This is a genomic window from Amycolatopsis balhimycina FH 1894 (assembly GCF_000384295.1).
GTDB classification, from domain to species: Bacteria; Actinomycetota; Actinomycetes; order Mycobacteriales; family Pseudonocardiaceae; genus Amycolatopsis; species Amycolatopsis balhimycina.
On sequence record NZ_KB913037.1, the window covers coordinates 245,845 to 261,738 of the forward strand.

A 15,894-nucleotide genomic window follows, 5' to 3' on the forward strand; every position below is an offset into this window, starting at 1 on the left:
CTACGACCTCCTCGCCGCCCGCGGGTACGCCTACGGCCCGGCGTTCCGCGGCGTGACCGCGGCGTGGCGGCGCGGCGACGAGCTGTTCGCCGAGGTCACGGCCGATCCTGCCGACGGCTTCGTGGTGCACCCGGCGCTGTTCGACGCCGCCCTGCACGTCCTGGCCCTCGACGCCGGTGACACCGTCGCCCTGCCGTTCGCGTGGCAGGACGTCGCCGTCCACTCGGCCGCCCCGGCGGCGCGGGTGCGGATCCGGCCGGCGGCGGACGGGGTCGCGGTGGACCTGGCCGACGCCGCGGGGGCACCGGTGCTGTCCGTGGGCACGCTGCTCAGCCGCTCGATCCCCACCGCGGCCAACCGGATGTTCGCGGTCGACTGGACCACACCGGACCTCGACGTGGCGCCGGAGAGTCCGATGTGGACGATCACCGATGCCGCCGGTCTCGACGGGGTACCCGCGGGGACGCCGTGGGTGGTGCTGCGGGTCGCGCCCGGCGAGTCCGCCGCGCAGGCCCGCTCCGCCGTGACGACCACGTTGGCCGTCCTCCAGGCCTTCCTCGGCACCGGGAAGCGGCTCGCCGTCGTCACCGGCCTCGACGACCCGGTGGCCGCCGCGGTCGGCGGACTCGTGCGCAGTGCCCAGGCCGAGCACCCCGGCCGGATCGTGCTCGCCGCCGGTGACGTCCACGGCGGGCACCTCGACGCGGCCGTCGCCCGCGGGGAGACCGAACTGGCGGTCCGCGACGGCCGGATCGAGGTGCCGCGGCTGGTGCGGGAGCCCGCCGAAGCGGCGGTGGTCTCCGAACCCGGCACGGTCCTCATCACCGGCGGCACCGGCATGCTCGGCGCCGTCGTCGCCCGTCACCTGGCGCGGGTCCACGGCGTGCGCGGGTTCCTGCTCGCCTCCCGGCGCGGACCGGCGGCCGAGGGCGCCGGTGCACTGGCGGCCGAACTGGGTGGTCTCGGCGCACGGGTGGACGTCGTCGCCTGCGACACCGCCGACCGCGCGCAGGTCGCCGCGCTGCTGGCCCGGGTGCCCGCCGACGCGCCCCTGACCGGGGTCGTCCACGCCGCCGGGGTCCTCGACGACGGCGTGGTCACCGCGCTCGACGAGGCCCGGGTGGACACCGTCTTCCGGCCCAAGGCCGAGGCCGCCGCGCACCTCGACGAGCTGACCCGCGACGCGGACCTGGCTTTCTTCGTGCTGTTCTCCTCGGTCGCCGGCGTCCTCGGTGGGGCGGGGCAGGGCAACTACGCGGCGGCCAACGGGTTCCTCGACGGTGTCGCCGTCCGGCGGCGCGCCGCCGGACACCCGGCGGTGTCGCTGGCATGGGGTCTGTGGCGCGGAGAGCGCGGGCTGAACGCGGGCGCCGACACCGCGCGGCTGGCTCGGCTCGGCTTCGGCACCCTCGACGCCGGGACCGGGATGGCGTTGTTCGATGCGGCACTCGGTGCGGCGCGGCCGGTGCTGGTGCCGATGGTGTTCGACGTGGCCGCCGTCCGGGAAGCCGGAACGGTACCGCCGGTGCTGCGGTCGCTCGCGGGCGCGGCCAAGGCCGCCGCGCCGGAAAGCGCGCGCGAAGACCTGGTCGAGCTGGTGTGCGCGGAGGCGTCGGTGGTGCTCGGGGGCGGGTCGGTCGCCCCCGGCCGGGCGTTCCGGGACCTGGGCATGGATTCCCTGGCCGCGGTGGAGCTGCGCAACCGGCTGGCCGCCGCGACCGGCCTCGAACTGCCGCCGGCCGTCGTCTTCGACCACCCGACCCCGCTGCTGCTGGCCGGGTTCCTGCGCGGCGCGGCGGACACGCCCGAAGAGCCCGTGGCCGCGGCGCCGGTGGACGACCCGATCGCGATCGTCGGCATGGGCCTGCGGCTGCCCGGCGGGGTGGACAGCCCGGAAGCGCTGTGGGACCTGGTGGCCGGGGGAGTCGATGCGGTGACGCCGTTCCCGGTGGACCGCGGGTGGGACGTCGACGCGCTCTACGATCCCGACCCGGACGCGCCCGGCAAGTCCTACACCCGCTCCGGTGGCTTCCTGCACGACGCGGGTCTGTTCGACCCCGGCTTCTTCGGGATCTCCCGCCGCGAAGCGCTGGCCATGGACCCGCAACAGCGACTGCTGCTGCAGACGTCTTGGGAGGCGCTCGAACGCGCGGGCATCGCACCGGACTCGCTGCGCGGGCACCGGCTCGGCGTCTTCACCGGCCTGATGTACCACGACTACGCGACCGCCGACGAGGGCCTGGAAGGCATGCTGGGCGCGGGTTCGGCGGGCAGCGTCGCGGCCGGCCGGGTGTCGTACGTGCTCGGCGTGCACGGACCGGCCGTCACCGTGGACACCGCCTGTTCGTCGTCGCTGGTCGCGATCCACCTGGCCGCGCAGTCGCTGCGGTCGGGCGAGTGCTCGATGGCGCTGGCCGGCGGCGTGACGGTGATGGCGACCCCGGGGGTGTTCGTCGAGTTCTCGCGGCAGCGCGGGCTTTCGGCCGACGGCCGCTGCAAGTCCTTTTCGGATGAAGCGGACGGCACGGGCTGGGGCGAAGGCGCCGGAGTGGTGGTGCTGCAGCGCCTCTCCGACGCATTGCGCGACGGCCGTGAAGTCCTCGCCGTCGTGCGAGGCACGGCGGTCAACCAGGACGGCGCCTCGAACGGCCTCACCGCCCCGAGCGGCCCGGCCCAGCAGGCGGTGATCCGGCAGGCGCTGGCCAACGCGGGCGTCGCACCATCCGAAGTGGACGCCGTCGAAGCGCACGGCACCGGAACCCGCCTCGGCGACCCGATCGAGGCGCAAGCCCTGCTGGCGACCTACGGCGCCGGCCGCGAGACGCCGTTGTGGCTCGGGTCGCTCAAGTCCAACATCGGGCACGCCCAGGCGGCGTCCGGGGTCGCGGGCGTGATGAAGATGGTGCTCGCGATGCGGCACGGCGTGCTGCCGCCGACCCTGCACGCGGACCGGCCCTCGACCCGGGTCGACTGGACGGCCGGATCCGTCCGGCTGCTCACCGAAGCCCGCGAGTGGCCGGCGGGGGACCGGCCGCGGCGCGCGGGGGTCTCGTCGTTCGGCGTCAGCGGGACCAACGCGCACCTCGTGCTCGAAGAGGGCGTCCCGGTCGACGTCGTCATCGCCGAGAGCGACACGGTGGTGCCGGTCGTGGTGTCGGCCCGCTCGGCCGACGGCCTCACCGAGCAGACCGTGCGCCTGGCCGCGGCGCTCGATCGGGCGCCTGGGCTGGGTGCGTTCGCCTGGTCGTCGCTGCGGTCGCGGGCACTGTGGGAGCACCGCGCGGTGGTGCTCGCCGGCCGCGGAACGGACGCGGCCGAAGCACTGCGGGCCGGAACCGCGATCCGCGGGGAGGCGGACCCGGCGCGGCACGGCGTCGCGCTGGTCTTCAGCGGGCAAGGCGCGCAGCGGCCGGGGATGGGCCGGGAGCTGGCGGCGCGGTTCCCGGTGTTCGCGGCGGCGTTCGACGAGGTCTGTGCCGAGTTCGACCGCCACCTCGACGTGCCGCTGCGGGAGGCGATCGCCTCGGAGCTGGTGCACGACACGCAGTACACGCAGGCCGGCCTGTTCGCCTTCGAGGTCGCGGTGGTCCGGCTGCTGGAGTCGTTCGGGCTGCGGCCGCGCGCGGTGGCCGGGCATTCGCTCGGGGAGCTCACGGCCGCGTTCGTGGCCGGGGTGTTCTCGCTCCCGGACGCGGTGCTGCTGGTCGTGCACCGCGGGCGCTTGATGCGAGACCTGCCGCCCGGGCTGATGATCGCGGTCGAGGCGGCCGAAGCGGACATCGAGCTCCCCGACGGCGTCTGGCTGGCGGCGGTGAACGGCCCGTCGTCGGTCGTCCTGTCCGGCGAAGCCCCGGCCGTCCGCGAGCTGGCGGGCTCGCTCGGGGTGCGGACGCGGGAGCTGCCGGCCCGGCAGGCGTTCCACTCGGGACTGGTCGAGCCGATGCTCGCGGAGTTCGCCGAGGTGGCCGCCCGCGTCGAGTACCGCGAACCGGCGCTGCCGCTGGTGCCCGGGACCGCCGTCGGGACACCGGAGTACTGGGTCGGCCAGGTCCGCCGGACCGTGCGGTTCGGCGACGCCGTGACGGCCCTGCTCGACCGCTCGGTCGCGGGCGTGCTCGAAGTGGGACCGGACGCCGTCCTGGCCCCTGCGGTAGCCGCGGTCTCCGACGGCCCGGCGGTGGTCGCGCTCGCCCGTCGCGGCCGCGACGAAGTCACGACCTTCCTCTCGGGGCTCGCGGAAGCCTTCGTCCACGGCGCCGACGTCGACTGGACGCCGCTCTTCCCGCCGGAGCAGCGGGTCGTCGTGCCGCTGCCGGTGACGGCGTTCCGCCGGGAGCGCTTCTGGCTCACCCGCCGTGCGGCCGACCCGGCCGGCCTCGGCCTGGACGGCGTGCGGCACCCGGTGCTGCGCGCGGCCGTCGAGGACCCGGAGACCGGCGGTGTCGTCCTGACCGGCCGGCTGTCGCTGCCGTGGCTGACCGAGCACACCGTCGGCGGCGTCCCGCTCCTGCCCGGCACGGCCCTGGTCGACCTCGCCGTCCAGGCCGGCGACCGGCTCGGCCTCCCGGTCGTGCGGGAACTGGTCATCGAGGCACCCCTGGCGGTCACCGGAGCCGAGCCGCAGCTGCGCGTTTCCGCCCGGCCCGGCGGCGCGGTGTCGATCCACTCCCGCACCGGCGACGGGCCGTGGACCCGGCACGCGAGCGGCGCCCTGGCCGAGACCGGCCCGCCCGCGCCCGCCTTCCCCGCGTGGCCCCCGGCCGGTGCCGAAGCCCTGGACGTGACGGACTGCTACCCCGCACTGGCCGAGCGCGGGTACGGCTACGGCCCGCTCTTCCGGGGCCTGACCGCGGCTTGGCGGCACGGTGACGAGCTGTACGCCGAGATCGCGCTGCCCGAAGACGCGGACAGCGCCGGCTACCCGATCCACCCGGCGCTGTTCGACGCGGCCCTGCACGTCGCCGCCCTCACCGCCGACGCGGCGGAGGTGCCGTTCGCGTGGCGGGACGTCGTGGTCCACGCCGAGGGCGCGACGGCCGCGCGGGTCCGCCTCCGCCCGGACGGCACCGGCGGAACGGCGCTCGACCTCACCGACCCGGCCGGGGCACCACTGCTTTCGGTGGGTTCGCTGATCACCCGGCCCTTGGCGGTCCCGGTGCCGTCGGACGTTTTGTACACAGTGGACTGGCAGCCCGCACCACCGTCCACAGCGGACCCGGTACCGGCGGTTGTGGTGACCGGCCCGGCGGACCTGGCCGAGGTCGACCCCGGCACGCCAGTGCTGTTCTCGCCGGCGCGGTCGGTGGCCGGCGCGCTCGAAGTCCTGCAGGCGTTCCTCGCCGACCCGCGCCGCACCCGTCTGGTGGTGCTGACCCGCCACGCGGTCGGCGACGGCGACCTCGACCCGGCCGCGGCCGCGGTGTGGGGCTTGGTGCGCTCGGCCCAGGCGGAGCACCCGGGCCGGTTGACGTTGGTGGACCTCGGCGACGAGCCGGCGCCGGGTGACCGGTGGCGGGAGCCGGTCGAGGACCAGTGCCTGCTCCGCGATGGGCAGCCGTGGGTCCCGAGGCTCGTCCGCACCGGACCGGCGGAGACCGGCCCGCGGCCGCTCGACCGGGACGGCACCGTCTTGATCACCGGCGGCACCGGCGGCCTGGGCGCGCTCGTCGCGCGGCACCTCGTCGCCCGGCACGGCGTCCGTCACCTCCTCCTTGCCTCGCGCCGGGGCGAAGCCGCGCCGGGCGCGGCCGAACTCCGCGCCGACCTGCGGGCGCTCGGCGCCCGGGTCGACGTCGTCGCCGGGGACGTCGGGGACCGCGCGCACGTCGCCGAACTCCTCGCGCGGGTTCCCGCCGACGCCCCGCTGACGGCCGTGATCCACGCCGCCGGGGTGCTCGACGACGGCGTCGTCACCGCGCTGGACGCCGGGCGGCTGGCCACCGTCTTCCGCCCGAAGGCCGACGCCGCCGGGCACCTCGACGAGCTGACCCGCGGGCACGATCTCGCCGCCTTCGTGCTCTTCTCCTCCCTCTCCGGCGTGCTCGGCGGTGCCGGGCAAGGCAACTACGCCGCGGCCAACGCCGCCCTCGACGCCCTCGCCGTCCGCCGGCGGGCCGCCGGACTGCCCGCGCAGTCCCTCGCCTGGGGGCTCTGGGCCGGGGACGGGCTCGGCTCGTCGTCGGATTCCGCTCGCCTGGCCCGTGCGGGCATCCGTGCCCTCGACCCCGAGCACGGGGTCCGGCTGTTCGACGCCGCGCTCGCCGCGGACCGGCCGGTGGTCGTGCCCGCCGCCTTCGACGTCGTGGCGCTGCGGGAACACGCCAAGACCGGGCACCTTCCCGCCCTGCTCTCCGACCTCGCCGGGCCGGTGCGCCGAACGGCGGCGAAGCGGGTGACCACCACCGATCCCGCCGGGCTCCTCGCGCTGGTGCGCCGGGAGGCGGCCGCCGTGCTCGGCGCGGGGACCACGATCAGCGCGACGCGGCCGTTCCGGGAAGCCGGGTTCGACTCGCTCACCGCCGTCGAGCTGCGCAACCGGCTCGCCGCCGCCACCGGCGTCACCCTGCCCGCGACCGCCGTCTTCGACTTCCCCAGCCCGGCCGAGCTGGCCGCGCACCTCGCCGGCGAGACCGCGCCCGCCACCCCGGAACCGGCCGCCCCGGCCGACGAACCGATCGCGATCGTCGGCATGGGCCTGCGGCTGCCCGGCGGCGTGCGCACCCCTGACGACCTCTGGGACCTGCTCACCGGCGAAACCGACGCCATCTCCGGGTTCCCCACCGACCGCGGCTGGGACATCGACGCGCTCTACGACCCCGATCCGGACGCGCCGGGCAAGTCCTACACCCGTTCCGGTGGCTTCCTGCACGACGCCGGGATGTTCGACCCGGGCTTCTTCGGGATCTCCCGCCGCGAAGCCCTGGCGATGGACCCGCAGCAGCGGCTGCTGCTCCAGACGTCGTGGGAGGCCCTGGAGCGTGCCGGGATCGCCCCCGATTCCGTGCGCGGCCGCGAGATCGGCGTCTTCACCGGCCTGATGTACCACGACTACGGCACCGGCGCGCAGGACCCGGCACTGGAAGGGATGCTCGGCACCGGCGCGGCCGGGAGCGTCGCGGCCGGGCGGGTGTCGTACGTGCTCGGGCTGCGCGGGCCCGCCGTCACCGTCGACACGGCGTGCTCGTCTTCGCTGGTCACGATCCACCTGGCCGCGCAGTCGCTGCGGTCCGGGGAGTGCTCGATGGCGCTCGCCGGCGGGGCGACGGTGCTGGCGACGCCCGGCGTGTTCGTCGAGTTCTCCCGGCAGCGCGGTCTCGCCGCGGACGGCCGCTGCAAGTCCTTTTCGGACGACGCGGACGGCACCGGCTGGGCCGAGGGGGTCGGAGTCGTGGTGCTGCAACGGCTTTCCGACGCGCTGCGCGAAGGACGTGACGTCCTCGCCGTCGTGCGGGGGTCCGCGGTCAACCAGGACGGGGCCTCCAACGGCCTCACCGCGCCGAACGGGCCCGCGCAGCAGGCCGTGATCCGCCGCGCCCTCGCCAACGCGGGTGTTGAACCGTCCGAAGTGGACGCGGTCGAAGCGCACGGCACCGGAACCACCCTCGGTGACCCCATCGAAGCCCAAGCGGTGCTGGCGACCTACGGCACCGGCCGCGAGACGCCGTTGTGGCTCGGGTCGCTCAAGTCGAACATCGGGCACACCCAGGCCGCGGCCGGCGTCGCGGGGGTCATGAAGATGATCCTCGCGATGCGGCACGGCGTCCTGCCGCGCACCCTCCACGCGGCCGAGCCGACGTCCCGGGTGGACTGGACGGGCGGAGCGGTGTGCCTGCTCGATCGGGCCCGGCCGTGGCCCGCGGGCGACCGGCCGCGGCGTGCCGGGGTGTCGTCGTTCGGGGTCTCCGGCACCAACGCCCACCTCGTCCTCGAAGAAGGCCCGGCGGCAGTCCGGCCCGAGCGGGCGGCGGGCACCGCGCCGCTGGTCGTCACCGCCCGGTCCGCGGCCGGGCTCGTCGAGCAGGCCGCGCGGTTGGCGGAGGTCGTCGACGACCACGTCGGCACCGCCTGGTCGCTGATCCGCACCCGCGCCACCTGGGAACATCGCGCCGTCGTCCTCGGGGAGAACGCCGCCGAAGCCCTGCGTGACCTCGGAGAGCACGCCGATGTCGTCACCGGTGTCGCCGGCCCGGACGCGCCGATGACGTGGGTGTTCCCGGGGCAGGGCGCGCAGTGGGCCGGCATGGGCCAGGAACTGTGGGCGGCGAACCCGGTGTTCGCCGCGCGGATGGCCGAGTGTGAAGCGGCTTTGTCGCCGCACGTGGCGTGGTCACTGTCCGAAGTGGTCCGTGGCGGTGGCTCGCTCGAGGCCGTGGACGTGGTGCAGCCGGTCTCGTTCGCCGTGATGGTGTCGCTCGCCGCGGTCTGGGAGTCCTTCGGGGTGCGGCCCGACGCGGTGGTCGGCCACTCGCAGGGCGAGATCGCGGCCGCGTGCGTCGCGGGCGCACTGTCCCTCGAGGACGCCGCCCGGATCGTGGCGGTGCGCAGCCGGATCATCGGGCAGCGGCTGGCCGGTCCCGGCGGAATGCTGTCGGTGGCACTGGGCGAGCACGACGTCGACCTGCCCGACGACGTCGAGATCGCGGCCGTGAACGCGCCGTCGGCCGTGGTGCTCGCCGGTGCCGGCGATGCCCTCGACCGGTTGGAGAAGGTCTATCGAGGACGGGAAGTCCGGGTGCGGCGGATACCCGTCGACTACGCCTCGCACACCGCGCAGGTCGCCGGGATCGAAGCCGAGCTGGCCGCCGCGCTCGACGGCGTCACCACGACCACGCCGGAGGTCCCGTGGTATTCCACAGTGGACGGAGCGTGGGTGACCGAGCCGCCGGTGCCGGGGTACTGGTACCGCAACCTGCGTGGCACGGTCCGGTTCGCCGACGCCGTCCGGGCGCTGGCGGCCGACGGGCACCGCGTGTTCCTCGAGACCGGCACCCACCCCGTGCTCGGCCCGGCCCTGCGGGAGACCCTGGACGATGCCGGCGCACCGGACGCGCTGGTCGCCGGGACCCTGCGCCGCGACCAGCCCGACTGGCCGCGGTTCCTCCGGTCCGCGGCCGAGCTGTTCGTGCACGGCGTCGCCGTCGACTGGACCGGCGCGTTCCCCGGCGACCGGCCCGCGCTCGTCCCGCTGCCGACCACCGCGTTCCAGGAAGAACGCTTCTGGCTGCGGCCCGTACCGCCCGTCGCCGACGACGGCTTCTGGGACGCCGTCGCGCAGGAAGACCTCGCCGCGTTCACCGGCTTGGCCGAGGAAGACCGGGAGCGCCTGCGCGCCATCGTGCCCGGCCTGACCCGCTGGCGCGACACCCGCCGCGCTTCGACGACCACCGCGTCGTGGCGTTACCGCGTCGATTGGATCCGGGTACCCGAGCCCGCCGGGACCGGCCGGTGGCACGTGGACGGCGATCCCGGCCTCGCCGAAGCGCTGCGCGCCCAGGGAGCCGAGATCACCGAGACCGCCGCTGACGGCGTGCTCGTGAGCGCGGCCGACGCCCGCACCGCACTGCCCCGCATCCAGGCCGCCCTGGCCACCGGCGGCGGCCGCGTCTGGGTACTGACGCGCGGGGGGACCGGTGCCGCCCAGGTGCACGGCCTCGCCCGCACCGCGGCCCTGGAGCACCCGGACCGCTGGGGCGGTTTCGTGGATCTCCCCGACGGCCTCGACGACACCGCCGCCCGCCGTCTCCTCAGCGCGCTCCACGGGCGTGAAGACCAGGTCAGCGTGCGCGCCGACGGCGTCTACGCGCGGCGGCTCGTCCGGGCCGGGCAACCGTCCGGGCCGGCTTGGCGCCCGGCGGGCACCGTCCTCGTCACCGGCGGCACCGGGGGAGTCGGCGCGCGCGTCGCGCGCCGGCTCGCCGAGTCGGGGGCCGGGCACCTGGTGCTGCTCAGCCGCCGCGGGGCGGCCGCGCCCGGCACGGACGAGCTGGCCGCGGCGATCGAGGCGGCCGGCGCTCGCGTGACCTTCGTCGCGGGGGACGTCGCCGACCGCGCGACCGTGGCCCGCGTGCTCGAGGAGCACCCGCCGGACGCGGTGTTCCACGCCGCCGGTGTCCCGGGTGCGGTCACGGCCATCGCCGGCTGCACGGCCGAAGCCCTCGAAGAAGTCCTGGCCGCCAAGGTCACCGGCGCCCGCCACCTCGACGAGTTGCTGGGCGACCGGCCGCTCGACGCCTTCGTGCTCTTCTCCTCGGCCGCCGCGACCTGGGGCGCGGCGGGGCAGGCCGCGTACGCGGCGGCCAACAGCCACCTCGACGCGCTCGCCGAGGCACGGCACGCCCGCGGGCAGGCCGCCCTGTCGGTCGCCTGGGGGGCCTGGGCCGGGGGCATGGCCGACGGCGCCGGGTTCGCCCGCCGCGCGGTGCTCACCATGGCACCGGACCTCGCGCTCTCGGCCCTGGAAGACGCCCTGCGCGACGGCCGGCCCACCGCGGTCGTCGCGGCGGTCGACTGGACCCGGTTCGCGCCGCTGTTCACCGCGGCCCGGCCGAGTCCCCTGCTGGACGGCATCCCCGAAGCCGTTCAGGACGCGCCCCAGGCCGACGAGCCGGCCGCCGACGCCCTGCGCTCGAAGCTGCGGGAGCTCGACCGGCCCGCCCGGATCGGCGAGCTGACCCGGCTCGTCCAGGCCCGGGCCGCGGCCGTGCTCGGTGAGCCGGACGAGCTCCCGGCCGCCCGCGCGTTCCGCGACGCCGGCTTCGACTCGCTCACCGCGATGGAGCTGCGCACCCGGCTGTCCACCACGACCGGGCTCGCCTTGCCGGTGACTGTCGTGTTCGACCACCCGGACCCCGCGGCGCTCGCGGGCCACCTGCACGACGAGCTCTTCGGCGCCGCCACCGGGCCGGTCACGACCACGGTGGCCGCGGCCGCGGCCGACCCGATCGTCATCGTCGGCATGGGCGTGCGCCTGCCCGGCGGGGTCGACGGCCCGGAAGCGCTGTGGGAGCTGCTTTCCGCGGGCACCGACGCGGTCGGCGAGTTCCCCGCCGACCGCGGCTGGGACGTCGAGGCGCTGTACGACCCGGTGCCCGGTACGCCCGGCAAGACCTACAGCCGCGCCGGCGCGTTCCTGCGCGACGCCGCGTTCTTCGACCCCGGCTTCTTCGGGATCTCGCCCCGCGAAGCCCTGGCCATGGATCCGCAGCAGCGGCTCCTGTTGCAGACGTCCTGGGAAGCGCTGGAAAGCTCCGGCGTCGACCCGGCTTCGCTGCGTGGGGAAGACGTCGGTGTCTACTTCGGTGGCGCTGTGCTCGGCTACGGTGCCGCGCAGGCGTCCGACGACCTCGCCGGCTACGCGCTGACCGGCTCGTCGTCGAGCGTGCTGTCCGGTCGGGTGTCCTACACGCTCGGGCTTCGCGGCCCGTCCGTCACGCTCGACACGGCGTGCTCGTCGTCGCTGGTGGCGCTGCACCTGGCGACCCGCGCGCTGCGGTCGGGAGAATGCTCGATGGCACTGGCCGGTGGCGCCACGGTGATGGCGACTCCCGCCGCGTTCGTCGAGTTCTCGCGGCAGCGGGGGCTCGCGGCCGACGGCCGGTGCAAGTCCTTTTCCGACGACGCCGACGGCACGGGCTGGGGCGAGGGGGTCGGGGTGCTCGTGCTGCAGCGCCGCTCGGCCGCGCTGCGCGACGGCCGGGAGATCCTCGCCGTGGTGCGCGGCACGGCGGTCAACTCCGACGGCGCGTCCAACGGCCTCACCGCCCCGAACGGGCCGGCCCAGCAGGCGGTCATCCGCCGGGCACTGGCCGACGCCGGCCTCAGACCGTCCGAAGTGGACGCCGTGGAAGCGCACGGCACCGGGACGACGCTCGGCGACCCGATCGAGGCGCACGCGCTGCTCGCGACCTACGGCGCCGAGCGCGACGCGCCGCTGTGGCTGGGCTCGCTGAAGTCGAACGTCGGGCACACGCAGTCCGCGGCCGGCGTCGCCGGCGTCGTCAAGATGGTGCTGGCGATGCGGCACGGCGTGCTGCCGAAGACCCTGCACGCGGACCGGCCCTCGACCCGCGTCGAGTGGGAAACCGGCGCGGTGCGCCTGCTCACCGAAGCCCGTCCCTGGCCGGACGCAGACCGGCCACGCCGGGCCGGGGTCTCCGCCTTCGGGGTCAGCGGCACGAACGCCCACGTCGTGCTCGAGCAGGGGGCCGTGCTCGAGCGACCCGAGCCCCCGATGACGGAACCAGTGCCCCTGGTGGTGACCGCCCGTACCGCGCAGGCACTGGACGAGCAGGCGCAGCGGCTCGCCCGCGCCGCCCTGCCGGTCGCGTCCGCGGCCACGTCGCTGCTGCGGACGCGGGCACGCCGGGAGCACCGCGCGGTCGTGTTCGCCGCCACCCCGGAGGAGGCGGCCGAACGCATGGCCGCTTCGGCCGGCCCGCGGGGGATCGCGGCCGCCCGCGCACCGGAGGTCGCGTTCGTCTTCACCGGCCAGGGTGCGCAACGGCCCGGTATGGGACAGCAGCTGTACGAGGCGTTCCCGGCCTACGCGGCGGCGTTCGACGAGGTCCGCGCGGAGCTGGACCGCCACCTCGACCGCCCGCTCGCCGAGGTGCTGGGTACCGAGCTGATTCACCGCACCGATTACACCCAGGCGGCGTTGTTCGCGCTCGAAGTCGCGCTCGTCCGGCTGCTGGCGTCGTTCGGCGTCCGGCCGGGGGTGGTGGCCGGGCACTCACTCGGCGAGCTGACCGCGGCGCACGTCGCCGGCGTGTTCTCCTTGGCGGACGCCGCGAAGCTCGTCGCCGCGCGGGGGCGGCTCCTGCGGGCTCTGCCGGAGGGCGGGGCGATGGTCGCCGTCGCGGCGTCCGAAGCGGACGTCCAGCCGGTGCTCGGCGACGGGGTCTGGCTGGCGGCGGTGAACGGCCCGGAAGCCGTTGTCCTTTCGGGTGAAGCACAAGCCGTACACGCGGCCGCGACGGCCCTCGGAGTCCGGACGAGTACGCTGAACGTCGACCGCGCGTTCCACTCCGGGCTCGTCGAACCGGTGCTCATGGAGTTCGCCGAAGTCGCCGCGACCGTCACCTACGCGCCACCGGCCATCCCGCTGGTGTCCGGCGTCACCGGTGAAGTGTCCGAAGTGGACTCTTCAGAGCACTGGGTTCGCCAGGTGCGCAGCCCCGTCCGGTTCGCCGACGTCGCCCGCACGCTGCTCGGCCGGGGCACGGTGATCGTCGAAGCCGGCCCGGACGGCGCGCTCGCCGCGGCGATCCGGCGCGAGGCGGCGGTGCCCGCCTTCGCGCTCACCCGCCGCGACCACCCGGAGCGCGAAACCGTGCTCACCGCTCTCGCCGAGCTGTTCGTCCGGGGCGTGGACGTCGACTGGGCGCCGGTCGTGCCGGACGCCCCGCTCGTGCCACTGCCGCCGACGGTCTTCGCGCGTGAGCACTACTGGCTGCTGCCCGAGTCCGGCGACAGCGGCCTCCACGACTGGCGCTACCAGGTCGAGTGGGTGCCGCTGCCGGACCTTCCCTCGCGCCGGCCGAAGGTCCGGGTCATCGGCGACGACGACCTCGCGGCCGTCCTCGGCGAGGCCGAAAGCCCCGACGTCGTCCTCGTGCGCGCCACCGACGCCGCGAGTGCCCTGCCGGTGCTGCAGCCGCTGCTGGCGCAGGACGGCCCCCGCGTGTGGGTGATGACCTCGGGTGCGGTCGGCACCGGCGGCGCCGACGTGCCGTCCGACGCGGCCGCCGCGCAGGTGTGGGGCCTCGGCCGGACGGCGGCGCTGGAGCACCCGGACCGCTGGGGTGGCCTGGTCGACGTGCCGGCCGACCTCGACGACGCAGGGGTCCGCCTGCTGCTCGCGGTGCTGGCCGGTCCCGAGGACCAGGTCGCCGTCCGCACGTCCGGGGCGTACGGCCGCCGGCTCGTCCCGGCCGACCGCGTGCCCATCGGTCCGGAGTGGACACCCCGGGGCACGGTCTTGGTGACCGGGGGTACCGGTGGGGTCGGCGGGCACGTCGCGCGGTGGCTGGCCGGTGCCGGCGCCGAACACCTGGTGCTGGTCAGCCGCCGCGGCGAGGACGCACCCGGCGCGACCGAACTGGCTGCGCAGATCGAGGCGTCCGGGGTGCGGGTGACCCTCGTCGCCGGCGACCTGGCCGATCGCCCGACCGTGGCCGAACTGATTTCGGAGTACCCACCGGACGCCGTCGTGCACGCCGCGGGTGTCTCGGGCGGAGCCACGACGATCGACGGCTGCACGCCCGATGCGCTGGCGGAGGTGCTGGCGGGCAAGGTCGACGGCGCGCGTCACCTGGACGAGCTGCTCGGTGACCGGCCGCTGGACGCGTTCGTGCTGTTCTCGTCGGTCGCCGCGACGTGGGGTGCGGCCAGCCAAGGCGCGTACGCGGCGGCGAACAGCCACCTCGACGCGCTCGCCGAGATCCGGCGGGCCCGGGGCCGGGCGGCGCTGTCGATCGCGTGGGGCGCCTGGGCGGCGGACGGCATGACCACCGAGCAGGACGCGCGCGAGCACCTCCGGCAGCGCGCGGTCCGGATGATGGAGCCCGGCGCGGCGTTGCACGCGCTGCGTGCGGCGCTTCGCGAACAGCGGACCACGGCGGTGGTGGCCGACATCGACTGGCCGCGGTTCGCGTCGATCTTCACCGCGGCCCGGCCGAGCGCGTTGCTGGACCGAGTTCCCGCGGCCGGTGCCCGGACATCGCCCGACGTGGCGGGCTCTTGGTCGGCGAGGCTGGGGAAGCTTGCGTTCCCGGAGCGCATCGAGGCGCTGACCGGGCTCGTCCGGGCCGAGACGGCGGCGGAACTGGGCCACCCGGACGCGACCGCGGTACCCGCCGACCGGCCGTTCCGGGAGCTGGGTCTGGACTCGCTGACCGCGGTGGGCCTGCGCGACCGGCTCGCGGCCGGCACCGGGCTGAGTCTCACTGCCGCCCTCGTCTACGACCACGCCACCCCGGTGGCGGTCGCACGCCACCTCGCTCCGCGGCTCGAAGCCGAGACTGCACCGGAGGGCACCTTGGGTTCGGTCTACCGAGCCCTGGCCGAACGCGGCCTGAACGACGAACTGCACCACTTCGGTCTCGGCGCGGCCGCCCTGCGCGAGCGGTTCGAAGGCGGCGAGACCGCGCGGGTGGTCCGGCTGCGCGACGGGGACGGCGTGCACGTGATCGGCGTGCCGCCGGTGACGGCGTTCGACCACGTGCTGAACTTCGCCGAGCTGGGCCGGCACCTGCCCGGCCCGGTGTCGGTGGTCGTGCCGCCGGGCTACCAGCCGGGCGAGCGGCTCGCCCCCTCCCTGACGGCGCTGGCCGACGTGCTGGCGGCCGCCGTCGTCGAGGAAGCGGCCGGGAAGCCGTTCGCCCTGCTCGGTATTTCGGCGGGAGGGCTCCTCGCCCACACGATCACGGCACGCCTGGAACAGCGTGGGACGGCGCCGCTGGGTGTCGTCCTGCTGGACAGCTACCTGCCGGATTCGCTGTCCCGGCGGCTGGCACGAGCTCTGGTTTCCGGAGCTGCCCGGACGCCTGCGGCCCGCTACGACGACCCGTCGATCACGGCGGCGTCGGCGTACACGGAACTGCTGCGTGAGTGGCGGCCGGCCGAGGTGGCGACGCGTACGCTGGTGCTCCGCCCGGCGAAGGCGGTCGCTCCACAACCCGGCGAGGCGGACCTGACCCGGGCCGAGTGGGCGACTACCTGGCCGCTGCCGCACGAAGTGGCGGAGGTGGGTGGAGACCATTTCACGATGAGCTCGCGCTTCGCCGCGGAGACCGCGGAGGTGGTGTGCCGCTGGCTTTCGCGGTGACGATTCGCCCTGTACCGTGCCACAACTCGACCTTGGTTCGCTGACCTGCCGTTTGTCCCCGTGACGGC

Annotated in this window: 1 protein-coding gene (only partly in view); it reads left to right on the forward strand. The window is 75.8% G+C overall.

The features are described from left to right. Positions 1-15,826, forward strand: the 3' end of a protein-coding gene (locus tag A3CE_RS59180; RefSeq protein WP_020638053.1) for a type I polyketide synthase. The gene continues 19,178 nt to the left of window position 1, outside the view; 15,826 of the gene's 35,004 nt are visible here — the last part of the coding sequence; its start codon lies beyond the left edge, outside the window; its stop codon occupies positions 15,824-15,826. Positions 15,827-15,894 lie beyond the last annotated feature (68 nt).